A 23,769-nucleotide genomic window follows, 5' to 3' on the forward strand; every position below is an offset into this window, starting at 1 on the left:
TCTAGTGTAACGCTCTGAACCTCAACATGAGGATTAACGGAAAATATTTCCAATCCCGGAGATCACCGAGTTCCCCGAACCCGCCAACGGATTATCCGACACCATGTAGGTCCACGTCGCACTCGGACGCTTCCAACCAGCATCTTCGAGGTGTGCTCCATCGTTATCAATCACGACTTTCCTGAAAGTATCGACGGCCTGATCTACGGCACGATTCGCTAGTTCTTTAAATTCACGAATGGCGATTCGATGGTATTCGTCGATTGGCGTTTCACGGGCGATGGCGCGCAGGTGGATCGATTCGCGAACATCGTCCATGAGCGCGAGGTACTCAGACCACTCATGGTCCAGGTGGTAGAGCATTATCTCCCGAGCTGCCTGCCGTAGTTTGTCGGCATCGATGGCCTCCAGTTCGGTGGCGCGCTCCGGTGCTCGTTCGCTAAGCTCACGCCACGCCGCGTCGGTATCGAGCAATGACGCTCGCCGCTCATCAAGGATTGTACGGTGATCCGAGATGAGCTTGTTGTATTTCCACGTTTGCGAGTGAATTTCTAGCAGCTGGCCCTCTGTAACGCGCTGGCAGTGGTCAACAAACTGCTGTGCACGCGAGGATTCGATCCGTCCCGACGCGTCGGGATGTACGGTGATGCGCTCATCCTCTCCCCCGGTAACAACAATGTCATCTTCCAGGGAAACAAAGAACAGGCTCAGGCCAGGGTCTCCCTGACGCCCTGCACGTCCGCGCAATTGATTGTCGAGCCGCGCTGTGCGATGGCGTGCTGTACCGATAACGGCGAGACCACCCAGCTTCGCAACCTTGTCGTGATCTCCTTCGTCAGCGCCACCTAGACGAATATCGGTACCGCGGCCTGCCATTTGTGTAGACACGGTCACCCGCCCTAAATCTCCAGCCTCAGCCACAATGCGTGCTTCCTCAGCGTCATTCTTCGCATTGAGCACGTTCACGCTGATCCCACGCTCGTTCAATGCCTCAGCGAGAGCCTCAGACTCCGCTACGTCATGAGTCCCTACAAGAACAGGTTGACCATTCGTGTGAAGCAGCGCGATCTCTTCGACGATCGCTTGGTTCTTCTCCTCCATCGTTGCGTAGATCCGGTCGGCTTCATCAAATCGCTGCAACGGATTTGCGCGGTCAATAACAGATACGTGCAGGTCGTAAAATGAACGCAGTTGATCGGTGGCTTCTACGGCGGTTCCAGTCATGCCACAGACCGTCGGATAGCGACGCATAAGTGCTTGCAGCGTGATCGAGTCGAGAATTCGGCCCCCCTCGGAGACCTTCAGCCCCTCTTTTGCCTCGACTGCTGCCTGCAATCCGTCAGGCCAACGCTGCAGTTCAGCGACGCGGCCGCGAGAGGCGTCAACAAGCGCCACCTTGCCGTCCTCGACGATGTAATGTACGTCGCGGATCAGCAGTGCTCGAGCGTGTAACGCAAGGTTGACCCGGACAAGTGTGGTGCCAATGTGCTCATCAGAATAGAGCGAGTCGATACCGAGCAAACGTTCAACTTTCTTCGCCCCCTCCTCGGTAAGGAAGACATTGCGACCATCGGCATCAGTTTCGTAGTCCTTCTCCTCGTCAAGGTGCGAGACCGCTTCGGTGATCTTGCCTGTGGGCTGCTGCGTACCTTCAGAACCAGCCAGGACGAGCGGGACGAGGGCTTCGTCGACAAGGACGCTATCGGCCTCATCGACAAGAGCAACCTCGGCTGGTAACTGAACGGTTTGAGAGCGGTGCGTGATCTGATTATCACGAAGGTGATCAAAGCCGATCTCGGTCACCGGAGCATAGACGACGTCACATCGGTATGCCTCTACGCGCTGTTCACGTGGCGTCGATTCCGTTACAGCGGCAACGCTGAGCCCAAAGAACTCGACAAGCGGCCGCATCCACGTGGCATCGCGCTCAGCGAGATAGTTATTCACGGTGATGAGGTGCACCCGCTTACCAGTGAGCGCAAAACCGGTCGCAGCGATAGCCCCAACGAGCGTTTTGCCCTCGCCGGTGGCCATCTGAATTACATCGCCTTCGAGTAGGCGCAAAACCGCCTGGTTTTGAACGTCGAACGGGGTCATCCCAAGGGTTCGCGTGGCGGCAACCGACAGAATTGCGAGGAAGCGAGACTTGTCGACGACCTCTCCGTCACGCACGGTGTCACGCACAGCGGCGCTCAGCGCGGCGTCGTCAAGAGCTTCGAACTCTCCGATGAGCTCGTGAGCTTTCGCCACGATCCCCTTCGACTTCTTGTTGTTGCGTTCGGACGTTGCACCCATTGCTTTCCAAAACCAGCCAAATGCAGCCATTCCTCATACGACCTTTCGTCACGGCAAAAGTGGCCTTTTGCCTCTCGCACTACCTGGCCTACATGGTAAGTGCTTTTCACTCGTTCACGTCAATGTACTCTATCCTTGTTCAAGCAAAGACCACCGAATGCGTCCCCGTTCTCAGGAGGAAAGCCCACATGTTATCGCTGAACGTGAAGGTGCCGTCGTCGACGGGCAAGATGATGGCCGGAACGATTGACCGGCCTGACGGGCCGGCGAAAGCCTACGCGATTTTCGCACACTGTTTTGCGGGGTCCAGACATACTCCTGGTGCTTCGCGAATCTCCAAGCGGTTAACAGAGTTCGGCATTGCAACGCTCAGATTTGATTTTCCTGGTCTCGGACAATCTGAGGGTGAATTCGCCGATACTTCGTTCTCACAAAACGTTGACGATATCGTGGCTGCAGCAAAGTGGTTAGCCAAAGAGTTCAAAGCGCCACAGCTCATCATGGGCCACTCGCTCGGAGGCGCTGCAGCACTGAAAGCGGCGACCCATCCCGATCTCAAAAAGACGCTCAAAGCCGTAGCGACAGTCGGTGCGCCGTTCGACCCTGCACACTCGGTGTTGCACTATGCGGATAAGATTGGTGACGCGGACCGCGACGGCTATGTCCCCGTCATCCTCGGCGGCAGGGAGCTCATCATTTCACGCGACTTCCTTGAGGATCTCGCCGACACGAACCCCGAAGAATACCTGCCGAAACTGCGCAAGCCACTATTGCTGGTCCACTCGCCTATCGATGTGACGGTAGGCATTGATAACGCCCAGTCAATTTTTAGCCTCACCCGCTACCCGAAGTCACTCATGGCGCTGGACAAGGCCGATCATTTATTGACGCGCCAAGGCACCGCACAGCGTGCGGCCGACATTATCGGCTCGTGGGTCATGCAATACATCACCCCCGAATTTGTCCCGGATGCCACCGGCGACTCCAACGCAGTCTCCTACTCCGCCCGCGGGACGAAGTATGGCGACGTAGTTCGCACCTCCAATCGTGCGATCGCAACTGACCGGGCTAAGAATGCTGGCGGCAAGGGCCAGGGCGTGACGTCGACAGGCTTGTACATGTCCGCGTTGGCAGTATCTTGTTCCCAGGCAATTCGTTCCGCCGCGAAAGGACTTGCGCTCAACGACGTGCGCGTGGAGGTCACACATCTCGGCGAGGGGCACTTCACACGTGACATCACGTTATTCGGCGACCTCAGCGACGCCGAGGCCCAGACGCTCATGGAGGCCGGCAAACGCTCAACCGTCGACGGCTACGTTCACAGCGCCTCGGTGCAGACAACCATCGACGTGGTGCGCTGACGTGAAACGCTGCCCATGTGGCCTCGATCGCCCATACCCCCTGTGCTGCGGCGCCCTGCACGCAGGCAAACCTGCTCCCACAGCAGAATCGCTCATGCGGGCACGCTACAGTGCGTTCGTCGTCGGCGATGCGGATTACTTGCTGCGCACCTGGGCTTCGAGCACACGACCGGCATCGTTGGAGCTTCCACCAGGTGGCGAACCATATATTGCGCTGCGAGTTCTCCACTCCGAACAAGGTGGCCCAACGGATACCTACGGAGAGGTCCGCTTCGAGGCTCTTCACCCGAGTGGCACCCAGCGAGAACATTCCCGTTTCATTCGCGAGGGCGGCGCATGGGTGTACCTCAACGGCACTGCCTTCTAACAGCTGGTTTCATAGTTGTAGTAACTGTGCGCTAAACTATCGGAGCTGTTCCGGTATTCGCCGGATGAAGGCAACGGGCTGTGGCGCAGTTTGGTAGCGCACCACACTGGGGGTGTGGGGGTCGCAGGTTCAAATCCTGTCAGTCCGACAACTATCAACAAAAACCCCGCTTGACCAGGCGAAACTCCTGATTGAGCGGGGTTTTAGTTTTCGTAAGCTACTCAGTTGCAGCACGTTCTACCGGTACCAACCCACTCGCCGCGCGCTTCCCCAGCTCAACATAAAACGCTGCGTGGCGTTCACGTGCCGAGTAGGTTGACTCCTCAAGCTCACGCTTGACCTGCGCCGGTACGCCTGCAGCGAGTGAGAATTCAGGTATCAGTTGGCCTTCGAGCACCACTGCGCCACCGGCGATGATGCTCCCCTTGCCAATGCGAGCCCCGGACAGCACGGTCGCGTTCATGCCGATTAGGCACCCAGATTCAATATGGCACCCGTGCACCATAGCAAGGTGGCCAATGGTCACGTCGGCTTCGAGAATGGTCTTCCCGTTCTCATCAACGTGCAGCACTGATCCATCTTGCACGTTGACCCTTTCACCGATTCGAATCGCGCCAACATCACCACGAATCACCACTCCGGGCCAAATATTGGCATCCTCGGCAATTTCGACATCACCGATAATCGTGGCTTCATCGGACACGAATGCGGACGGATGAATCTTCGGGGTTTTACCTTCAAATGAGTAGATCATGTCGCCATTATGCCGAAACCCTATTGGCCCTGCAGCGGAATCTATCGCATCAGCACCAACGCTTGTGGGATCACCCGGATAGTGGCTGCTTCGATCGATCCGATAGTGTCGCCATCAACTTCGAATACTTCGGGGGCAGCGAAAGAAACGCTTATCGTGTGTCCTTTGAAATAGTCCATCTGCGGAGCTGGGATACCCTGCCACCCGCCACCGAGGAGTGCACGCAGAGTGTTAAACACGATGCGTAGGCCAATCAGCAACCATCCGATAAGTCCACGCGGAGACATCGCCACGACATCAATTTCGCCATCGTCGGGGAGCGCATCGGGGAACAGCGGGATTTTATTCACCAAGTCACCGCAGTTGCCGAAAATCATGGTGTGCAAGCGATGCCTGTTCGAGGGATGGTCGTCGACGGTTACGGTAGCCTCCACACTGTTACCACCGCCCAGCGATCGTGCGATCCCGCCGATGTATGCCAGCGGACCTATGCGTCGCTTTAATTCCTCCCTGGTACGTTCAACCATCTGCGCATCAAGGCCCACTCCAGCCATGACTGTGAACCCATAAGTCTCCTGCGAGCCGTCGCGCCGAGTGACTGTGGCTTCGCAAAGGTCCACAGCGTGCTCTTCTCCAGTAAACGCACGGCGTATCGCGCTCTCAGGATCCAATGGCAAGCCAAGGTTTCGCGCAAGTAGATTACCGGTACCAACTGGGATAATCCCCATCTTGATGCCGGTGTCTGCTAGGACGTGAGCGATGCGGCGGACAGTACCGTCACCTCCCGCGACGAGTACCACGTCCACGTCCTCGGTGAGTGCAGTCGCGAAGCCAGCAAGTGCCGTGTCCTCTTTTGTCGTGGGTACCCAGCAAATTTCGCGGCGAGGGTCAGCGTAGAGTTCGACAAAGCGCTCCAAAACCGCAGCGCGAATCTTCGTCGGGTTATACACCACCACAGCGGTGCGATGAAACAACTTTTCCGAAGTCACTTTTGCATCCCTATTCCGAAGAATTCCAGTACTGCTTCACTGGCAAAACCGATCGGCAAATTCGATGCCGGCGAAGTACCAGGCCCAAGCCATTCGTGCTTGCCGCCATCCACTTTGTAATGCACAAGCCCCGCATCACAGCCGACCCATTCAGCTTTTGCTACACCGGGCAGTGCTTCTGACCACTCTGGTTTCGGCGCCTCCTCGCCAGTGGCTTTGCAGTGGTTGCGTCGGGCTTCTCGCTCAACGTCTTGATACGCACCAGCGTAGTGCGTCTTGTGCCGGGTTCCTCCGCTGTAGTCAATGACGCTGTCAGCGGTCCCGTGAATGTCGATGCGTTTGACGGGGATCGCCGAGCACCCCTCAAGCACCGCGTCATAGACGGCGGCTGACACAGTCGCCACTGCGGTGTAATCCTGTGGTCGCTGGCAGCTCAGGAACTCCGCGAACCCTCCTCCATTTGAAAAGCCTGCGGCGAATGTACGAGCAGGTTGGGTGTGAAACTCTTGTTGTAGCTGCGCCCGCACGGCGTCAGCGAATGCCAGGTCCTGACGTGCATTCGTATTTGCATACGGTGCCGGCGCCCACGCCTTGTTCACACCTTGCAAGTACGCCACAACCGCGTCCGCGTTGTTAAAGCCCGTCGTGCGCTGCATCGACGCAGCTGTGCTCGTGTAACCGTGGAATACGAGTATGAGTGGCAAACCTTCTCGCTGCTGTGCACCCTTTGGTAGCGAGAGTATGTACTCGCGCTGCAGTCCCCCAGCCGGGATCGTCCGTGACTCGACTGATGCAGAGCTCCACGGTTCGACTTCCGCAACCGTGTCAGGCCGACTACCGTTTTCCACTGTACGCAGGGGATTCGGCAGCGCATCGGCTGCCTCCGGCTCCTCGTTGTCTCCACTACAGCCAGCCATGACTGCGCAGCCAAGCAGCACAGCGAGCAGCACCGTACGCACCGACCAGCGCCGGTTCATCGTGTTGGAAATGTTCACTCGCGGATTCTCCTGACAGTCACAGGTTGTTAGGTTAGTTGATTATGAAGCCAAGCGGAAAGCACCAACCACTGTTTCACAGCAGTGAGCACCGGCTGAATTCGTCACGCGCGTTCACAGTCGGCGCAGACACTTATGATGCGGTCAGACCGTCATATCCGGACTCAGTAGTTGAGCTACTTGCCGGTCGCGGAGTCGTCCGCACTGTCTTAGATGTTGGTTCCGGTACCGGAATTTTTGCTGCACAACTGCACGCCGCCGGGCACCGAGTTGCTTGCTGTGAACCTTCACCAGACATGGCGAATACACTGCGCGCCCGACACCCAGAGCTTCCAGTATGGCGCGCAACCGCCGAGTGCACCGCATCAGCACCCAAGCTTTTCGACGCCATCACCTTCGCCCAAGCGTGGCACTGGGTCGACCCACACCTCGCTAGCGCAGAAGCTGCCCGAATCAGCAAAGATGACGGCGAACTTCTCTTATGCTGGAACACCCTCGAGGTGGAGCATCCGTGGGTACTACGTCTGGCAAAGATTATGCACTCTGGCGATGTGCTTACCAAAGGCTTCTACCCCACTGTCTTCGAGCCTTGGCACCTCAAGCGGGAACTACGAACAACGTGGATTCAACCGATCCGGACGGATCAGCTATTCACGCTCATGGCGACCCGTTCCTATTGGCTTCGCGCAAACCAGCGCACTCGGGACAAAATGACGAACAACCTCACCTGGTACCTGCATGAGCGCCTCGGATTCGATCCTGGCCAACTTATACCACTGCCGTACAGGACCGACGCGTTCCTGTACGGCCGTAGATAATGCTACTTGCGACGCCGCGGGTTACGTTCACGCACACGAACTGCGATCCGAATCGGCGTGCCGTGGTAGCCGAACTGCTCACGGAACTTTCGCTCCAAGTAGCGGCGGTAGCTGCCGTCTAAGAACCCCGTGGTAAACAGGACGATTGTCGGTGGGCGCGTGCCAACCATGGTGGCAAACAAGACCTTCGGCAACCGGTTGTTCTTCATCGGCGGTGGGTTTGCGGCAATCGCATCGCGCAGCCAGTTGTTCAGCTGTCCCGTGGTGATTCGACGATCCCAGTTCTCAAGTGCTTCCTCCATCGCCGGCTCAAGGCGGTGCAGCCCGCGCCCAGTGTCTGCCGAGATATTGAGTTTCGTCACCCACGGGAGGTGCCCGACCATCTCATCAAACTCGCGGTCGAAGTAGTAACGACGGTCCTCGTCCATCAAGTCCCACTTGTTGAAGCAAATGACCATCGCCTTGCCTGCTTCAAGCACCATGGAGATCACTCGCTGGTCCTGCTCAGAAATCTCCTGGGAGGCGTCGATAAGCACGACGCACACCTCCGCTGCCTCGATGGTGCCTCGGGTACGAAGGCTGGCGTAGTACTCGTGCCCCTGCGCATTCTTGACTTTCTTCCGCAGCCCGGCAGTATCGATGAACTTCCACAGTTTGCCGTCGAGCTGGATCAGTTCATCAACAGGGTCAACAGTGGTACCTGCAACGTTGTCGACTACGGCGCGCTTCGATTTGGAAAGCTTGTTCAGCAAACTCGACTTGCCCACATTTGGGCGTCCAACCAGCGCAACTGCGCGTGGGCCATCTGTGATGGAGTCCTTCGCGCGCGGCTCATCCGGAAACAGTCGCAGAATCTCGTCGAGTACATCCGCGCCGCCGCGACCGTGCAATGCTGAGACTGGCCACGGGTCCCCGAGGCCGAGCGCGTACAGCTCAGCAACGTCGCCCCATTGCGACTCGGACTCAAACTTGTTCGCGACCAAAATGACTGGAACTTCGGAACGCTGCAGATTGCGAGCCATCGCCTCATCTGACATCGTGATGCCGGTGTGGGAATCGACCACAAAAACGATGACGTCTGCAGTTTCCATAGCAGCTTCCGACTGGTGCGCGATAGCCGCGTTGATGCCTTTCGCGTCCGGGTCCCAGCCACCAGTGTCTTGCACCCAGAAACGTCGCCCTCCCCAGTCAGTAATGTAACTGATCCGGTCGCGAGTCACACCAGGGTGGTCTTCGACCACGGCTTCACGACGCCCAATAAATCGATTTACCAGTGTGGACTTGCCCACGTTTGGGCGTCCAACGATGGCCACCGTCGGTAGGGCCTCTTCGATGTAGTCAGGATTGAAGATGCCGAACGCTTCCTCAACGGCTGCCCACTCTTCCTCGGTGTACTCCTCAGCGGAGTTGAGATCTCCGAAGTCCGCCTCACCGAAATCCGCATCGTTGAAGTCAGCTTCATTGAAATCCTGTGGAAAGGAATCTCCTGTGGTCATTTGCTGCTCCTTTCAATCACGTCGACGAGGGCCGCCAGCACCTGTTCAGGAGCCATCTCAGAGGTGTCTACGATCAATGCGTCATCAGCCGGCTTCAGTGGGCTGGTCTCACGGGAGGAGTCAAGGGCATCACGACGTTCCACGTCTGCTAATACCTTCTCAAACTCTACTTTGCGGCCTGCTGCTGTGTCCTGGTCGAACCGGCGCTGTGCACGCACCTGGGCTGACGCCGTCATGTACACCTTGGCCGGTGCATCTGGCAAAACTACGGTGCCAATGTCCCTGCCCTCAACGATGGCGCGATGCGCCTCAGAGGCGAGGCGACGCTGCAGGGCCACCAAATTTTCACGGACCTCTGGGATCGCGGCAACAGCAGAAACTGCACTGGTTACTTCCGCTCCTCGGATCACGTTGGAGACGTCCCGGCCGCCCAAAATAACAGCCTTGTCATCGGGGTCGTCGGAAACCTCCATCGGCAGATCAGCAGTAGCAGCGATGACTGCACTAGTGTCTTCCGGATCCACGCCGGCGTCCAACACCGCCAACGTCGCAACTCGATACATCGCGCCCGTGTCGATGTACTTTGCGTCAAGCTTCTTGGCTAACGCTCGGCACATTGTCGACTTGCCAGTACCCGACGGCCCATCCACTGCGAGCAGCAGACCATTATCTGGCTGGTTACTCAACATCGTTTCCTCCATTTACATCCCCACCGCCTTGAACAGTGATGCCAACTCGGATGAGTTGAGTGCGCGCATCGATCCTGGCTTCATATCGCCGAGCTGCACCGTGTGCACTTTCGTTCGCACCAGACGCTGTACCGGGTAACCAGCTGCTTTCAGCATCCGACGGACAATGTGCTTGCGGCCTTCGTGTAGTTCGACGCGAACAATCGACTGGCCATTGTGCACATCGACGATCTGCACATAGTCTGCCTTCGCCACACCATCATCGAGCTCAATACCGTCGCGCAACTGCTTAGCATCAGCGGATTTAAACTCGCCGAGTACCGTGGCCAAGTACGTTTTTCGAACTTCGTAGCGCGGGTGCATGAGGCGGTTTGCAAGCTCGCCGTCGTTGGTAAGCAGCAAGAGCCCTTCAGTGTCGGCGTCGAGACGCCCGACATGGAACAGACGCTGACCTGCAGCGACTCTCTCAGCAACGAAGTCACCAACAGAGGCGCGATCATGCTCATCTTGCATGGTTGTGTGTACTCCGCGCGGCTTATTAAACGCGAAATACTCCAAGTCCTCATTTACATTGATGCGTGCACCGTCAACTCGAATCACGTCGACGTTCGGATTCACACGGGTGCCCTGGACGGTAACGATCTTCCCGTTGACCTCAACGCGCCCCTGATCAATCATAATCTCAGAGTGCCGTCGCGACGCGACGCCTGCTTGTGCGAGCACTTTTTGCAGACGGATCCCGTCGGTGTTCTTCTTGCGCTGCTTTGTTTCTTCGTCGTCCCACCAGTTGTCATCGAGTGGGTTCGGAGCCTCATTGGCAGCCTTGGCGCGCTTGTCACGCTTGACATGTTGTTTACGTGCCGGTTTCGCATACGAAGGATAGAACGGCTCGTTCTTTCCTTGTTCCGGTATGCCATCTCGGCGAGCGGGAGGATTCATCTTGAGTCCTTTTCTCTTTGCGAGTTATACAGTTCTTCGAACGACCGCAAGTGTAGCAGCCTTTACCATGCTTCCTCGATATCGTCGATCTCAGGCAACAATGGCGCCAGGTTCGGCAGTCGCTCAAGTGAATCTATGCCCAGCAACTCAAGAAAGAGCTCGGTAGTGACGTAGCGGTGCGCGCCGGTCGACTCGTCTGGATCAACCTCGGCAATGAGCCCTCGCAGCGTCAGCGTTTTCATCACACCATCAACGTTGACGCCGCGTACTCCGGAAACCTGCGTGCGTGTCACCGGCTGGCGATATGCAACCACCGCAAGTGTCTCCATTGCCGCGCGGCTCAGCTTCGTCTGTGCACCATCAAGCAGAAATGCCTCCACGGCGTCTGCGTATTCTGGTCGCGTGTACAGTCGCCACCCCTCAGCTGTCCGCCGAACGTCGATCCCGCTGCCGCGCAGTTCGCATTCCTCGGACCAGTCCTCGAGCTGCTTCTCGACGTCTCCCAGCTCCGCCCCCAGTGCCGACGCTAATGCATCTACCGTGACTGGATTGTCCGCGACCAGCAAAATCGATTCGATACGTGCGCGAAGCTGCGAAACCATTTGGGGAGCATTCATGGTCTGGCATTCTATCGCTATTCCCAGTTGCTTGACGCAACCACAGCAGGATCAACGTTGATTCCTGTCCAGGAAACCTCCAGGCTACCGAGGGCTTCTGGCTGCTCGGTCTCCACCGCGCGAGCCTTGTACAACTCCAACAACGCCAAGAAGCGCCCCACGAGTTCCATGGAGGAACTACAGTCCTTCGTGAGCACCTCAAATGCGACCCACTGCTCCGCACCAAGGAGATGCAGCGCGCTCAGTAGCTTCCCGGCCTGCTCGGGCACCGAAACGCTGACCGCGTGCAAGTGGTCCGTCCGCACTTCCTCCGGTGGGCGGGGCCGAAACACAGCAGCGGCCAACTCCGCAAAGGAATCAAGCGTGTGCCCCAGCTGCACAGGTGGAAGCAACGCAGCAAATCGGTCTTCGATTGAGACCGCACGCGGGTATCTCCGCTTCGCGTTGCGTTGCCAGGCCACGAACTCGTCAGCGACCTGCTGATACGCACGGTACTGGAGGAGACGCGCAAAGAGCAGGTCCCGAGCCTCCAGGAGCTCAAGATCTTCAATCTCTGTGTCTCCGTCGCGCGGAAGTAACCGCGCAGTCTTCAAATCCAGCAGTGTGGAAGCCACAAGAAGAAATTCAGTGACTTCGTCAAGTTGCGCTGCTGCACCCAGCGCACGCGTGTATGCAATAAACTCGTCGGTCACCTCAGCTAGTGCAACTTCGGTCACGTCCAGCTTCTTGGAGTGGATGAGGTGCAGGAGCAGATCAAACGGCCCCTCAAAGTTCTGGAGGGCCAACGTAAAACCGGTGATCTCGGGCTGGACTCCCTCGGTGGCGTCCTCAGACACGGTGCAACAAACTACTTATCAATGCGCTCGAGCAGCTCAAGCGCCAACTGCCGGTACTGCTCTGCGCCTTGGGAGTGCGGCGCCCAAGTAATGATCGGTTCACCGGCAACCGAGGTCTCCGGGAATCGAACCGTTCGGGTAATCACCGTGTCAAAAACTCGCTCGCCGAATACCTCAACGACTCGATCCATCACTTCTCGCGCGTGTGTAGTGCGTCGGTCAAACATCGTGACCAGGATGCCTACGATGTCAAGGTCGAAATTGATGCGGTCTCGCACCTTTTCCACTGTGTCAGTCAACAACGCAAGACCACGGAGCGAAAAGTACTCGCACTCCATCGGAATCATCACGCCCGCCGAACACGCCAGCGCATTGACGGTCAACAGGCCGAGCGAAGGGCCACAGTCGATGATGATGATGTCGTACTCGTTGCGCACAGGGCGGAGCGCACGGGCCAATGTGTGTTCACGGCCGACTTCATTGACCAGTTGAATCTCCGCAGCAGAAAGGTCAATGTTCGCGGGGACAAGGTCCAGCCCCGGCATATTCGAGTGCCGAATGGCCGCGTGGATCGACGCAGTGTTGTCAAAAAGCAAGTCATACACGGTGACTTGCTCTTCATCATGGGACACTCCAAGACCGGCTGAGAGCGCACCCTGCGGGTCGAGGTCAACAAGCAGCACCTTGCGCCCTTGCTCTGCGAGACATGCACCCAGGTTGATTGTCGACGTCGTTTTGCCGACGCCACCCTTCTGATTCACCATCGATAGGATGGTCGCCGGGCCGTGGTGCTCGAGCGGTTCAGGCTGAGGGAACTCGCGGAATGGACGTCCCGTGAGAAACTTCTTTTCTTCAGCAGCGTCAAACAATGCGTTGCCTGCCATTGTCATCCCTTCCGTCCAATGCGCGTCACGTGTAAGCCCTTGACGCAATCATCTTACAATGCCATACCTAGTTATGTGCCTGTCGCCTCTTTCGAATCAGGAACACGATGAGCAGCAAGGCCACCAGTGCCGCAATTCCTGCGATGCCCAGGGCAAGAAGCCCGTCATTCGTCCTCGATTCGTCAAGTGTTTCCACTTGACTGTCGCCCCCCTGGGCATTTCCATCCTTTGGTGCAGCAGTCGGAGCGTTCTTTGACGTTATCACCGCGATGAACTCCGCCGCCGATCCATCCCGGACAACCTCCATGATGAAGGGGTTATCCGGCGTCTGTCCCTCCGGGTACGTTAATGTCAGCGTGCGCGACGCTACGTCCACGTCACGCTTCACGCCTTCAATGATATTGCCGTCCACGTCTACATAACGAAGTGTGGCGCCTTCCCTATCGGTCTTAGCGTACTTCATCAGCTGTCCGGCCTTACTCAGTGGCACCTTCACCACGATGCTGTTGTCCTCGATGACGCCCTCGAACTCCAGGCGCTTCGCGTTCGTGGTATCCACCTCCTTGGCTGGGACACGGTGGGCCTGTGGCGCAGCAGGCGCGTCGTGCACACGTTGATCTGAGCCTGAACCAGTCTCGGATCCGTGTCCTTCCCTGTTTGAGTCATCAACGCTATCGCCATGTGGCTTGCCAGCACCATCATTGTTTTCAGGCTCCGCAGCGCTCTCAGGTGGAGCATCAACGGTCTCACCACCGCCCACTGCGACGAGATTCACGGTCGCCGAGTATCCCCCAGCGGAGACCGGAACGCTCACCGTTGCACCTGGAGTATCAGGAGCAGTCACGGACACAGAAGTGCCAGATGATACAACGGTCCAGCCACCCGAACTGTAATTGAGGCTCAGCGGAACACCGGTGTCGACAGTCGTAGTCTGCCCGGCCTGCACGTGGATCTCGGAAGGGATGGCCTGCTGGATCGCGGCAGGATCAAGCCCCTCCGGCAACTGCGCATACGCGTTCATATCAACTCCCGAGGTGCTCAGCCCGAAAGCGCATGTAGCAGCAGCGACAGTTGCGAGAACGTGGGGTCGTCGAAAAGCCATGTGGCAAGAATCCTTCCGGTCGTGCATCAGAACATGTCAACCCTACATACCTATGCACGAGGGTGCGTAGCGTGCCAGACTTCCCGAAGGCTTTCCGCAGTAACGTGTGTGTAAATTTGGGTAGTCGTCACAGATGCGTGCCCAAGCAGTTCTTGCACTACTCGTACATCGGCGCCGCCGTCGAGCATGTGTGTTGCAAAAGAATGCCGCAACGTGTGAGGAGAAACATGCTTGGTGATCCCGGCTCGCTCAGCGGCCTGTTTGATGACCGTCCAAGCACTTTGCCGAGACAAGCTGCCGCCACGTGCGTTCAGGAACAGCGAATGAGAGCGCCCTTTGGCCAGCGCTGGGCGTCCGCGCACCAGATATTTTTCGACGGCCTCCTTCGCCATCGACCCCACCGGCACGATGCGCTGCTTATTGCCCTTGCCTGTCAATGTCAGTACCGCGTGCTGTTCGCCTTCGAGCGCCATGAAGTCATCGACGTAGAGCGCCAGTACTTCCGACACACGCGCCCCCGTGGCGTAGAGCAACTCCAGTAACGCTTTGTCTCGTAACCCAATCGGCTCCTCCGTGGGGCACGAGTCCAGCATCTTGCCGACCTCTTCGATACTTAGCGTATCGGGCAGCTTCTTACCAGGCGAAGGTGGAGCTACTTGGGCTGATTCATCACCTGCAAGTACGCCCTCAAGCACCCCAAACTTGTGTAGTCCGCGGGCAACCACAAGTGCGCGCGCAGCCGAAGATGCCGCCAACGGCGCAGCCCCATCAACTCCACGCCGTAGGTCCGCCAGGTACGCCTCGATGTCTGCAGCGGTCACCTCAGACAAGTTGGCTTTGCCGTTGGCATGCAGCCACGAGGCATACCGTCTAAGATCCCGACGATAGTTGCTCAATGTGTTTGCTGAAAGACCTCGTTCAACTGCAAGGTGCTCGAGCCAACGCCTAACAAGCTCATTGACGTCCAACTAGATCCTCTTCATATCGCGCGTGACGCCTTGCGCTGTGCGTCGCTCTGCTAGCGATCTTGGCCGCAGGTCAAAGGGCTCGGTTACATCACGCGGCTCTACCTCGCCTTCTAGCACTCGCGCCGCTGCCATCACTCCGGCAATCGCAATCGAGTTCACGATGTCACCGCGAAACACCATCGATTGTGCCTCTTCAATTGGCACCCATTCCAGCACCATATCGGCTTCTTCGAACTCGGCTTCACCACGAGGGGCCTCACGGAGATCCGAAGCCAGGTACACACGCACCGCTTCTTCTGCGAAACCCGGGGACGTCACCAGATCCAGCAACAATGCCCACTTCTCAGCAGCCAAACCAGCTTCCTCGGCCAACTCACGCTGGGCGCACACAAGCGCGTCTTCCTCGCTGACGTCGAGAAGTCCAGCAGGAAGTTCCCACAACCGGCGCCGAACGCTGTGCCGGTACTGGCGGACCATCGCAATCCTTCGTTTGGAATCGACGGCCACCACTGCAACCGCACCGAAGTGCTCTACGATCTCGCGTGCCGCGGAAGCGCCCCCCGGCATCGAAACAATATCTTTGCGCACCGCGATAATCGGTGCATCCAGCAGCAGCTCCGACTGTTGAACTTCAAACTCGTGCATCATTCGACCGCCAATTCTTCCGCAAGCGAAAGCACCGCCGACACCCTGCCTGCTTCCGTATCAACAAACCCACCGTCTTCATCTGGCGCCGCATACACTGCCGCAGCTAAGTCATTGAGCTCCGCGGTCATGTCTGTCAACAGTTGTGTCCCGAAAGAACGCTCCCCGCCGGTATCACCGGCGCCGATCACAACAATCGCATCAGCAGGCGCTGAAACATCTGTGTCGTCTATAAAACCGCCTCCATGCAGCGCCTCTATAACGAAATTACGATCAGATTCCGGAGCCACCGGTTCACCAGTCGCTGGATCCTTGAGCAGAACGCTCCCCAGCGACTGGCCAGCATGTGTGCCAGGCGCGCGTCGATCAACGGAAAGCTGCGCTCCTGCCGGCAGGGTGTTCGCGATGATCGTACTCAATGCATCAGCCGACTCCTGCTGGGTAAACTTCTCGCCCAACGTAATCTGGCCCGCTTCTGATGCCCCTGCGGTGCGAAGCAGCCACGTTACAGCATCGACATCTTCTGCTGACGCATCGTGCGCGCGAAGCACCATCACTGACTTACCATCCAGCGTGTTCGCAACAAGCTCGGCCGAATGCTGAGCTATCACTGCATCGGAAAACTCAAATTTTGTCCCCTGCGAGGCGTCAGCCGACTGTTGCGACTCGCCTAACTGCGACGACGTTGAAAAATCAAGCGTGCCCATTGCTGGCGCAATCACCAGCATTCCTGCTGCGACACCAAGTGCAATGCCCCAGCCCAGACCTGCTGCAACATAACCTGCCGAACTACTTCCTGAAGACATCAAAACCACCTACTCCCTATTAGCTCCACAGACTCTGCAGCTGTGTAACAATCGTGTTCCACGTATCCGCCAGGTTCGTGCTAAACGGCCCACTCCCGCCAAGCCCGACGATGAGTACAATCGTCGCCGCAGCAACAAGCAATCCCAAAATTGCCCATGCCCAGGCGACTCCCCGACCAGTCGTCAGATTGTACAAATCAGCTATCACTGTGGAATCCACCAGTTTTTGACCCGCTTTCAAACGAGTGAGCAGTGCTGCCGGCGAGCTTTCATCTGATTCGGTAAAGATACGGTCCAGGTTCACGGGCTGCTCAACCATCACGATCATTTCTGCATCGTGGAACACGCTCAGTAACACCGCCAGGTCTGTTGCAGATTCGGTCGCGGCGGGAAACGTCATCGCACCTACTCCAAGATCCTGGATGCGCTCCAGACCAGGCGCGTAGCCGTCGGGGTCCGCTGGCAAAATCACCCGCGCGTCGCTTCGCAAGTTTTCTTCAGCCACGTCGCCCGGGTCGCCCACGATAAAGTCGGGCGCGTACCCCATCTCCGCCAAGGTATTCGTCGCCTTGCCTACACCAATCAACACAGGTGTGAACTCACGGATGAAATTGCGCAACGATTCGATACGCTCTCGGAGATCTGGGCACGGGCTCGCGATAATAACTTTTCGGTCCGCAATCACGTCACCTAACTCAGGCGCGCCAACACCATCGATAAGCAGCGGCGATTCGGAGTGTATAAATTCGACCGTGTTTCCGAAGTACGCCTCCATGTGATCTACGAGGTGACGCTGTGCTTCAATAAACGTCGCGTCAACATCAGCGCGCACCACTGGTGAAGCAGAACCGACTTCCTTGCGCCCAACCTTGATCTCACCCGAAGCCGTTACGGATGTCTTCTTGCCATCGCGTATCGACGCCCGCATCTCCGCACCGGCAGCTTCAAACAGTGGAATGCCAGCGTCGAGAAGCAAGTGCGGGCCGTAATTAGGCACAGCCCCAGTGCTAAATCGTGCAATATTGACAACCGCCGCCGGTGCCGCGTTGATCAACATCTCAGCTTCCCTACGGCTGATATCTGGAGCATCAACGAAGGCAATATCCCCAGAACGAAGACGGCCGCACCCCTTGCCTTGCGGCGTGCAATCACGCAGCGGTCCCTGCAACGGCGCGCTAGTCGATTCAGAAGTTGCAGAAGTTTCAGTCATATGTTGAATTCTGCCTGCATCGCCCGCCAAGTACTGCTAGGCGCGCGGGCTATCGACGAAACTCTTTTGTTTCGCGCTGTGCCTGCTCCAGTAGCTCCGCCGCGTGCGCCTTTCCTGTTTCCGAGTTCGCCATCCCAGCCATCATGCGAGCCAGTTCCTCCACACGCTCGGCATCGTCGAGCACAAGCACTCCTGATGTCACGGTTTCATCGCCAACGTTCTTCGCAACGTGTAAGTGTCTGTCCGCGTAAGCCGCAACCTGTGGCAGGTGCGTCACCACAATTACCTGATTGTTTACTGCGAGCCGTGCAAGGCGACGCCCTATCTCCACCGCGGCCTGACCACCGACACCAGCATCAACCTCATCAAAGACGAATGTCGCGCCGTGCGTTGACCCGGCAAGGATCACTTCAATCGCGAGCATGACGCGTGAAAGCTCACCTCCTGACGCGCTGGTTGCCAATGGCTTTGGCTCTGACGCAGCGTTAGGCGACAGACAAATCTCGACAGCATCAGCGCCATCACGGCCGTAGTCTGCTCCCTCAACGCGGACGCTCAGCACAGCCTTAGGCATCGCCAGCCCATGCAACTCCTGTGTCACTGCCTCAGAGAACCGTCGTGCAGCATCGCGACGAATGCCCGTCAACTCCTCAGCGTGCTGCTTCATCTCGGTCGCAGCGTCATCAACCCGCAGTTGAAGCTCCGCGAGGGCCTCATCCGACGTATCAATTGACGCCAACCGTTGCTGCGCCTCGTCCCTCCAACGGAGCACACCATCAATGTCCGACGCGTACTTTCGGGTCAGCACCTTTAACGACTGTTGCCTCTGAAGCATGTTCTCGAGCGCATGCGGATCCGCATCCAACGAAAACAAATACGTTCCAAGTTCCGAAGAAACATCCGAAAGCACAGTGGCGGCTTCTTCCAGTCGACGCCCCAGCTCCTGCAGCTGCGTATCAGTGGATGCACCAAGTGCACTCGCAGCCTGCCCTACCAAATCTGAAGCGGCGGACGCCTCGTCATACTCACCAACCGCCTCAGCGCCATCGATTGCAACCATCGCCTCTTGAACCGCGGAGCGCAATCCATCAACATCTTGCAGGCGCTGAATCGCAGAGACGAGCTCAGCGTCTTCACCTGGCTCGGGTGCGACCTCGTCGATCTCGTTGACAGCAAACAGGAGACGGTCCTGTTCCATCGCTAATTCTCGACGCCGCTTTGTCCGCTCCTCTAAATCTCTCTTCGCAACGCGCCAGCGCTTCCACGCTTCCTGATACGCACGGAGAACCTTTGAAGCAGCAGGATCGAAGCGGTCCAACGCATGCAGTTGCTGTTCTGGCGACATCAAACGTAACTGATCGTTCTGGCCATGAATCGTAAGCAGGTGCGAGGAGACTTCGCTGAGTGTCGCAGCCGGTACCGCCCGGCCACCAAAGTGTGCCTTCGACCTGCCTGTCGATTTTACGGAACGGACTACGACGTACTCACCGTTTTCATCGAGGACCGCGCCAGCGTTCTCCGCGATCTTCGCAATAGCCTCGCGACTGTCCTCGTGGATTCCTGTTACCGCGAACGCACCCTCCACCACCGCTTCCGGCGCTCCCGTACGGACACGAGAAGCATCAGCACGACCGCCAGTCAACAGCCGCAAACCCGTGACCACCATCGTCTTACCGGCGCCAGTCTCACCCGTAAGGACTGTCAAACCTTCCGAGAGCTCCGCGCTAGCGTGAGGGATCACACCGAGGTTCCTGATAGCAATTTCCGACAGCACGCCGATCTACCTCTCTTTATCTGGGCCACGCCACCCAGATACCGGAAGCTGAAACTTCTCCACCAGGCGGTCGGTAAACGGACGCTCATCAAGCCGAACCCAGCGCACCGGGCGGCGACCACGCGTCACTTCGACCCGTGCACCTGGCGGCATCATAATCCTACGAACCCCATCCATCACGACAACAGCGGAGCTGGTCGTCGAAAAGGACTCAACCGCTACCGTCGACAACGGTGAAACAACCATTGGCTTCGCGAAGAGGGCATGCGCATTATTCGGAACCACCAAGATGGCATCGAGCTCAGGCCACATCACCGGACCACCGGCCGAAAAAGCATACGCGGTTGATCCAGTAGGCGTAGATACCAGCACACCATCACAACCGAACGAAGATACCGGCCTGTAATCAATCTCCAGAAACGCATCAAGCACTCTTGTACGATCCGAGTTCTCAATGCTGCATTCATTCAGCGCCCAACTTTCGCCAAGCACTTCACCCGTCGCATCCAAAACCCGCACGTCAAGTGTCATGCGGTCTTCAACCCGATATGAGCGCGCTATCACCGAGGACAGCACATCTTCCAGGCTTTCCGCTTCGGACTCTGCCAAGAATCCCACATGGCCGAGATTCACCCCGAGCACTGGAATGTCCTGAAGGTGCGCAAAGTTTGCTGCGCGTAAAAACGTTCCATCGCCTCCAAGCACAAATACAAGCTCGCAGCCTCGGCCAGCCTCGGCCCCTGGGCTTACGTGCTCCAGCTTCTGCAATACTGGATCCTCTTCAGCGGGACTTGATTCCCCCGCAGAAAGCAACTGCACCTCAATGCCAGCCTGCTGCAGCATCCGGGCAGAATTCGCCGCAGCCTCAATATTGTCGGGCCTGTAAAAATGGGGCACCAACAAAATGCGTCGCCGATTATCTACAGACATATCTACGCTGGCCCTTCCTGCACCGCCTGTGCTGCCATCTCTTCGACGGCCTCGACAGATTGTTCCTGCGCATTTGCTGTCTTACGCAGCCACAGAAAGTATTCTACGTTACCACTCGGACCTGGCAACGGAGATGCAACCATTGATTTCACCTCAAGCCCCAGCGACTGTGCGAACAATGCGACATCTACCACTGCTTCTCGACGCAGCTCTGCCGAACGAACGACACCCCCGTGACCAACGCGGTCTTTACCAACCTCAAACTGTGGTTTCACCATCGGCAGGAGGTCCGCCTCGTCCTCAAGCGCTGCTACCAGCGCAGGAAGCACAAGCTTCAAAGAGATAAACGATAAATCACCCACCATGCAATTGGCCGACTCGCTCAGCATGTCGGCAGTCAACGACCGTATATTCACACGGTCCATCACCGTCACACGCGGATCGTTTTGCAGCCGCCAAAGTAATTGCCCGTAACCGACATCTACCGCAAAGACCCGGCGGACACCTCTTCGTAGCAAAACGTCAGTGAATCCCCCCGTTGACGCTCCCGCGTCAATCACCGTCCTATCCTTGACCGTAAACCCAAGCTTTTCGAAGTGCTCTAGTGCCCCCAGAAGTTTGTGCGCGCCACGGGAAGCCCAGTCATCGGTGTTATCAACATCGACCTTGATGGAAACATCGGGTTCGACAACTGTAGCTGGCTTTTTTGCAGGAAACCCTCCGACCTCAACGCGTCCTTCAATAATCCATGTCCGGGCCTGCTCCCGTGAACGAGCGATCTTTCGTCGAACAAGTTCTGCGTCAAGGCGTCGCCGACCAGGTGCCACCCGTACTCCTCTCCTACGGCGATGCTCAGTCTTTTAGCGCTTCTGCTAAAACGTCATGAGCCTCAGCCAACTGTTCAAGTTCATCCCTTATCGTAGACGGCACCCGCGCCAGCACACTATCTACCTTCGAACGCAATTCTTCCGGTGAAATGCCGACTCGCCTTGGATCGTGGGGTTTCGGGGCGTGCCCTACCACCACGACTCCACAGCCTTCTGCGCCCACTGCGATACCGGCTCAACCACTCGTACTTCGGCCTCTGCAGACCACGCAACAGCCAGAGCCGTTCGCAAGGCCTCCGTAGGCGAAGAAGATGCAGCACCACCGTTAAGCAGGAGCGTATCTCCTTGCAGCTTCGCCACGAAACCGCCCTGTGCTCCCGGCCGCAAGCTCTCCGCATCTGCCAAGAGGCTACGCAAGTCATCACCAATATATGTCGGGCGCTCCACCGGCTTAGCCGCCAACAAAGCATAAGGACCAGACACACCTGTAAGTACCTGCAACGTATCCATCCCCGCACGATTTCCACCGGCAATATCGGTATCTAAACGGTCACCGACCGCCAACGCTCGCGTAGCACCCGACAGCTTCACAGCCTGATGGAACATAGCCGGTTCTGGCTTTCCGGCTGCCTCTGGGACAACGCCGGTTGCTGACGTCACCGCCGCCACCATCGAGCCGTTACCGACCATAAGCCCCCGCTCCATCGGCAAGGAAGTATCAAGGTTTGAAGCCAAGTAGACCGCCCCGTTGTGAATCGCCAACGCTGCTTCAGACAGCTCACGCCACCCAGTTTCCGGGCAGTGCCCTTGTAGCACCGCAACTGGTGCGTCGTCAGCACTAGAGACTACGCGATAACCGGCCCCAGAAACCAAGTCTTTGAACGACTGCGCACCAAGAACAAGGATGGGATCATCCTCTTTCAACAGGGGTCGCGCTAGCTCCAAAGCTGCCTCTGCTGAGGTAATAATCTCCTCACTCGAGCACTCTAGCCCAATATCACCAAGCATTTCGGCGACGAGGGCCGAAGGCCGGGATGCATTATTCGTGATGTAGAAAGGTGTCACACCACATTCGATGATGCTGGAAACCGCTTTGTCTAACGCGCGGCCGCCCTCCCAAACCGTGCCGTCTAAGTCAAAGAGCAACACGTCATATTGATGAGCAAGAGAACCCAAAGCCACTACTCCGTCTCTTCCAAACGCTGCTTCGCATCCGTCAACATCTCCGGATCCAACTCAATAACATGCTTGAACCAGTCAGCCGCTTCAGCCTTTCGGCCAGCAGCCAGCAATGCGTCGGCGTAGGCGTAAGACAAACGCATTGCAGAGACGTCCCGCTCATCCTTGTTCGGACGTACACGTTCCAACGTCGCAATCGCAGAATCAACCTGGCCCAGATCGCGACGCGCACCAGAAAGAACGATGGCAAGCTCAATACGTCCCTCACGATCGAGGTCTCGCGCCTCAGGACTCCGACCAAGCTCCAACGCCTTCTCGGGACGACCAAGTCCGCGTTCAGCATCAGCCATCACAGCCAAAAGCCCAGGGCCGCCACTCATGCGCCGGGCAGCTCGCAGCTCAGAAAGTGCCTCTTTCCACTCACCTGCGTGGTAAGCGATTACACCATTCGTTTCACGAACAACCCCAACACGTCCAGCACGATTCTTTGCTGCCCTAGCATGACGCAAGGCAAGCGCCGGGTCGTCGTCGAGCAGATCTGCAGCCATAATCATGTGCTTCGCGACGCGAGTTGCGTTGTCATGTGACAACACCTTCAAATCTTGCAGCACGGACGGGTCGAGAACACTGATGTCAAGATCGGAAGGCAGGTCGGGTTCAGAAAGCTTTTGAGCCATCCTATCCTCGCGGTAGCCCTGCCGACGAGGCTGCGAGCGATTGTGACGATTGTTGAATTTGCGTTCTTCATCGCCGCCAGGACGAGCGTTTCTGCTCCTACCACGGCCGTCACCGCTGCGATCATTGCGACGATCCCTACTGTCGTCGCACCGACCTTTCCGGCCCCCATTGCCTGGCCGCCCGTTCCGCCCCTTGGAGGAAGAAGAACCGTGGTTGCGACGTGGTCTCTCGTTAGAGCGATCGGACATGAAACACCTTTCTATTGGAACAAGTCATTATAAACAGGAATGTCCGAAAATAAGAACTTATTGTGCACCTGTTGAAACAAATTCCCAATCATCCGGTCAGTCAGAGTTGCACCTCTGAGTCTACAAACAAGGAGCGCTGGCGTCATCAGACTTCGTAAAGACGGCCCTCGTTGTTTGTTGTGGGGGTACACAACAAAAAAGAGTGTGGTGGGTACCACCACCCCCACAACGGGAATAATGGAACCCACCACACACAAGAAAATGAAGTTATAGGCCGGCGGTAACCTACTCTCCCACACCCTCCCAGGTGCAGTACCATCAGCGCGGGCGGGCTTAGCTAACCGGGTTCGGAAAGGGACCGG

Annotated in this window: 23 protein-coding genes, 1 tRNA gene and 1 rRNA gene; 4 read left to right on the forward strand and 21 right to left on the reverse strand. The window is 57.3% G+C overall.

Annotation, left to right across the window (positions count from 1 at the left end):
* Nucleotides 1-33: 33 nt before the first annotated feature.
* Nucleotides 34-2,325, reverse strand: coding sequence for an accessory Sec system translocase SecA2 (gene secA2, locus JMN37_RS09455; RefSeq protein WP_252931943.1), 2,292 nt, complete (start codon nucleotides 2,323-2,325; stop codon nucleotides 34-36).
* Between the two features lie 158 nt (nucleotides 2,326-2,483).
* Between secA2 and JMN37_RS09460 the strand changes: the two genes are divergently transcribed.
* The 3 genes from JMN37_RS09460 (at nucleotide 2,484) to JMN37_RS09470 (ending at nucleotide 4,171) form a co-directional block, all read left to right on the forward strand.
* Complete coding sequence (locus JMN37_RS09460; protein ID WP_070362494.1) at nucleotides 2,484-3,656, forward strand: bifunctional alpha/beta hydrolase/OsmC family protein; 1,173 nt, start codon at nucleotides 2,484-2,486, stop codon at nucleotides 3,654-3,656.
* Between the two features lies 1 nt (nucleotide 3,657).
* Nucleotides 3,658-4,023: a YchJ family protein gene (locus JMN37_RS09465; RefSeq protein ID WP_070477164.1), complete on the forward strand. Its 366-nt coding sequence runs from the start codon at nucleotides 3,658-3,660 to the stop codon at nucleotides 4,021-4,023.
* 74 nt (nucleotides 4,024-4,097) lie between these two features.
* Nucleotides 4,098-4,171 (forward strand) — tRNA-Pro (locus tag JMN37_RS09470).
* 69 nt (nucleotides 4,172-4,240) lie between these two features.
* Here the strand turns inward: JMN37_RS09470 and JMN37_RS09475 are convergent.
* The 3 genes from JMN37_RS09475 to JMN37_RS09485 are packed head-to-tail and all read right to left on the reverse strand — an operon-like array spanning nucleotide 4,241 to nucleotide 6,761.
* Entirely contained in the window at nucleotides 4,241-4,777 is a 537-nt protein-coding gene (locus JMN37_RS09475) for a gamma carbonic anhydrase family protein (protein ID WP_070362496.1), read from the reverse strand.
* 41 nt (nucleotides 4,778-4,818) lie between these two features.
* Nucleotides 4,819-5,766, reverse strand: coding sequence for a diacylglycerol/lipid kinase family protein (locus tag JMN37_RS09480; protein ID WP_084028581.1), 948 nt, complete (start codon nucleotides 5,764-5,766; stop codon nucleotides 4,819-4,821).
* Complete coding sequence (locus JMN37_RS09485) at nucleotides 5,763-6,761, reverse strand: CE1 family esterase (protein ID WP_252931945.1); 999 nt, start codon at nucleotides 6,759-6,761, stop codon at nucleotides 5,763-5,765. Before JMN37_RS09485 ends, JMN37_RS09480 begins: the two co-directional genes overlap by 4 nt.
* A gap of 44 nt (nucleotides 6,762-6,805) precedes the next feature.
* Between JMN37_RS09485 and JMN37_RS09490 the strand changes: the two genes are divergently transcribed.
* Complete coding sequence (locus JMN37_RS09490) at nucleotides 6,806-7,579, forward strand: class I SAM-dependent methyltransferase (protein WP_070362497.1); 774 nt, start codon at nucleotides 6,806-6,808, stop codon at nucleotides 7,577-7,579.
* Between the two features lie 2 nt (nucleotides 7,580-7,581).
* Here JMN37_RS09490 and der read toward each other — a convergent pair whose 3' ends face one another.
* From der to rrf, 17 genes are all read right to left on the reverse strand, one after another.
* Nucleotides 7,582-9,075 (reverse strand): ribosome biogenesis GTPase Der, encoded by a 1,494-nt coding sequence (der, locus tag JMN37_RS09495; RefSeq protein ID WP_070362498.1) that lies wholly within the window; start codon nucleotides 9,073-9,075, stop codon nucleotides 7,582-7,584.
* Nucleotides 9,072-9,764, reverse strand: coding sequence for a (d)CMP kinase (cmk, locus tag JMN37_RS09500; RefSeq protein ID WP_070363526.1), 693 nt, complete (start codon nucleotides 9,762-9,764; stop codon nucleotides 9,072-9,074). Before cmk ends, der begins: the two co-directional genes overlap by 4 nt.
* Nucleotides 9,765-9,776: 12 nt before the next feature.
* On the reverse strand, nucleotides 9,777-10,703 hold the full coding sequence (locus JMN37_RS09505) for a pseudouridine synthase (protein ID WP_070362499.1): 927 nt from the start codon (nucleotides 10,701-10,703) through the stop codon (nucleotides 9,777-9,779).
* A gap of 62 nt (nucleotides 10,704-10,765) precedes the next feature.
* Nucleotides 10,766-11,320 carry an SMC-Scp complex subunit ScpB gene (scpB, locus tag JMN37_RS09510; protein ID WP_070362500.1) on the reverse strand — a complete coding sequence of 185 codons (555 nt, stop codon included), beginning with the start codon at nucleotides 11,318-11,320 and terminating at the stop codon, nucleotides 10,766-10,768.
* A gap of 17 nt (nucleotides 11,321-11,337) precedes the next feature.
* Nucleotides 11,338-12,156 carry a segregation and condensation protein A gene (locus JMN37_RS09515; RefSeq protein WP_070362501.1) on the reverse strand — a complete coding sequence of 273 codons (819 nt, stop codon included), beginning with the start codon at nucleotides 12,154-12,156 and terminating at the stop codon, nucleotides 11,338-11,340.
* Between the two features lie 11 nt (nucleotides 12,157-12,167).
* A complete protein-coding gene (locus JMN37_RS09520; RefSeq protein ID WP_070362502.1) occupies nucleotides 12,168-13,040 on the reverse strand; it encodes a ParA family protein in 873 nt (290 codons plus the stop codon).
* A 67-nt stretch (nucleotides 13,041-13,107) separates the two neighbouring features.
* Nucleotides 13,108-14,142, reverse strand: a complete 1,035-nt coding sequence (locus tag JMN37_RS09525) for a hypothetical protein (protein ID WP_252931947.1) — start codon at nucleotides 14,140-14,142, stop codon at nucleotides 13,108-13,110.
* A gap of 50 nt (nucleotides 14,143-14,192) precedes the next feature.
* Nucleotides 14,193-15,110, reverse strand: coding sequence for a site-specific tyrosine recombinase XerD (gene xerD / locus JMN37_RS09530; protein WP_252931949.1), 918 nt, complete (start codon nucleotides 15,108-15,110; stop codon nucleotides 14,193-14,195).
* On the reverse strand, nucleotides 15,111-15,758 hold the full coding sequence (locus JMN37_RS09535) for an NUDIX domain-containing protein (protein WP_252931952.1): 648 nt from the start codon (nucleotides 15,756-15,758) through the stop codon (nucleotides 15,111-15,113).
* Nucleotides 15,755-16,561 carry a copper transporter gene (locus tag JMN37_RS09540; RefSeq protein ID WP_252931954.1) on the reverse strand — a complete coding sequence of 269 codons (807 nt, stop codon included), beginning with the start codon at nucleotides 16,559-16,561 and terminating at the stop codon, nucleotides 15,755-15,757. Before JMN37_RS09540 ends, JMN37_RS09535 begins: the two co-directional genes overlap by 4 nt.
* Before the next feature lie 19 nt (nucleotides 16,562-16,580).
* Nucleotides 16,581-17,771, reverse strand: a complete 1,191-nt coding sequence (gene steA / locus JMN37_RS09545) for a putative cytokinetic ring protein SteA (protein WP_252931956.1) — start codon at nucleotides 17,769-17,771, stop codon at nucleotides 16,581-16,583.
* Between the two features lie 49 nt (nucleotides 17,772-17,820).
* Complete coding sequence (gene recN / locus JMN37_RS09550) at nucleotides 17,821-19,545, reverse strand: DNA repair protein RecN (protein ID WP_252931958.1); 1,725 nt, start codon at nucleotides 19,543-19,545, stop codon at nucleotides 17,821-17,823.
* A gap of 6 nt (nucleotides 19,546-19,551) precedes the next feature.
* The gene (locus JMN37_RS09555) at nucleotides 19,552-20,475 is read right to left on the reverse strand and encodes an NAD kinase (RefSeq protein WP_070477180.1); all 924 of its coding nucleotides are present in this window, start codon (nucleotides 20,473-20,475) and stop codon (nucleotides 19,552-19,554) included.
* Between the two features lie 2 nt (nucleotides 20,476-20,477).
* Nucleotides 20,478-21,302: a TlyA family RNA methyltransferase gene (locus tag JMN37_RS09560; protein ID WP_070477182.1), complete on the reverse strand. Its 825-nt coding sequence runs from the start codon at nucleotides 21,300-21,302 to the stop codon at nucleotides 20,478-20,480.
* A 189-nt stretch (nucleotides 21,303-21,491) separates the two neighbouring features.
* The gene (locus JMN37_RS09565) at nucleotides 21,492-22,484 is read right to left on the reverse strand and encodes an HAD-IIA family hydrolase (RefSeq protein WP_083290786.1); all 993 of its coding nucleotides are present in this window, start codon (nucleotides 22,482-22,484) and stop codon (nucleotides 21,492-21,494) included.
* On the reverse strand, nucleotides 22,484-23,158 hold the full coding sequence (locus JMN37_RS09570) for a hypothetical protein (RefSeq protein WP_070477184.1): 675 nt from the start codon (nucleotides 23,156-23,158) through the stop codon (nucleotides 22,484-22,486). The genes JMN37_RS09565 and JMN37_RS09570 overlap by 1 nt, the downstream gene beginning before the upstream one ends.
* Before the next feature lie 521 nt (nucleotides 23,159-23,679).
* Nucleotides 23,680-23,769, reverse strand: a 5S ribosomal RNA gene (rrf, locus tag JMN37_RS09575); the annotation flags it as partial.

The sequence above is a fragment of the Corynebacterium lipophilum genome, from assembly GCF_024102595.1.
Lineage (GTDB): Bacteria > Actinomycetota > Actinomycetes > Mycobacteriales > Mycobacteriaceae > Corynebacterium > Corynebacterium pseudogenitalium.

Bases quoted from the DNA above. Each gene is read 5' to 3' on its own strand.
- secA2 (WP_252931943.1), bottom strand. From the start codon at position 2,325: ATGGCTGCATTTGGCTGGTTTTGGAAAGCAATGGGTGCAACGTCCGAA.
- scpB (WP_070362500.1), bottom strand. From the start codon at position 11,320: ATGAATGCTCCCCAAATGGTTTCGCAGCTTCGCGCACGTATCGAATCG.
- JMN37_RS09535 (WP_252931952.1), bottom strand. From the start codon at position 15,758: ATGATGCACGAGTTTGAAGTTCAACAGTCGGAGCTGCTGCTGGATGCA.
- JMN37_RS09570 (WP_070477184.1), bottom strand. From the start codon at position 23,158: ATGGCTCAAAAGCTTTCTGAACCCGACCTGCCTTCCGATCTTGACATC.
- JMN37_RS09460 (WP_070362494.1), top strand. From the start codon at position 2,484: ATGTTATCGCTGAACGTGAAGGTGCCGTCGTCGACGGGCAAGATGATG.
- JMN37_RS09525 (WP_252931947.1), bottom strand. From the start codon at position 14,142: ATGGCTTTTCGACGACCCCACGTTCTCGCAACTGTCGCTGCTGCTACA.
- JMN37_RS09555 (WP_070477180.1), bottom strand. From the start codon at position 20,475: ATGTCTGTAGATAATCGGCGACGCATTTTGTTGGTGCCCCATTTTTAC.
- JMN37_RS09505 (WP_070362499.1), bottom strand. From the start codon at position 10,703: ATGAATCCTCCCGCTCGCCGAGATGGCATACCGGAACAAGGAAAGAAC.
- steA (WP_252931956.1), bottom strand. From the start codon at position 17,771: ATGACTGAAACTTCTGCAACTTCTGAATCGACTAGCGCGCCGTTGCAG.
- JMN37_RS09520 (WP_070362502.1), bottom strand. From the start codon at position 13,040: ATGGCAGGCAACGCATTGTTTGACGCTGCTGAAGAAAAGAAGTTTCTC.
- JMN37_RS09540 (WP_252931954.1), bottom strand. From the start codon at position 16,561: ATGTCTTCAGGAAGTAGTTCGGCAGGTTATGTTGCAGCAGGTCTGGGC.
- JMN37_RS09490 (WP_070362497.1), top strand. From the start codon at position 6,806: ATGAAGCCAAGCGGAAAGCACCAACCACTGTTTCACAGCAGTGAGCAC.
- cmk (WP_070363526.1), bottom strand. From the start codon at position 9,764: ATGTTGAGTAACCAGCCAGATAATGGTCTGCTGCTCGCAGTGGATGGG.
- der (WP_070362498.1), bottom strand. From the start codon at position 9,075: ATGACCACAGGAGATTCCTTTCCACAGGATTTCAATGAAGCTGACTTC.
- JMN37_RS09475 (WP_070362496.1), bottom strand. From the start codon at position 4,777: ATGATCTACTCATTTGAAGGTAAAACCCCGAAGATTCATCCGTCCGCA.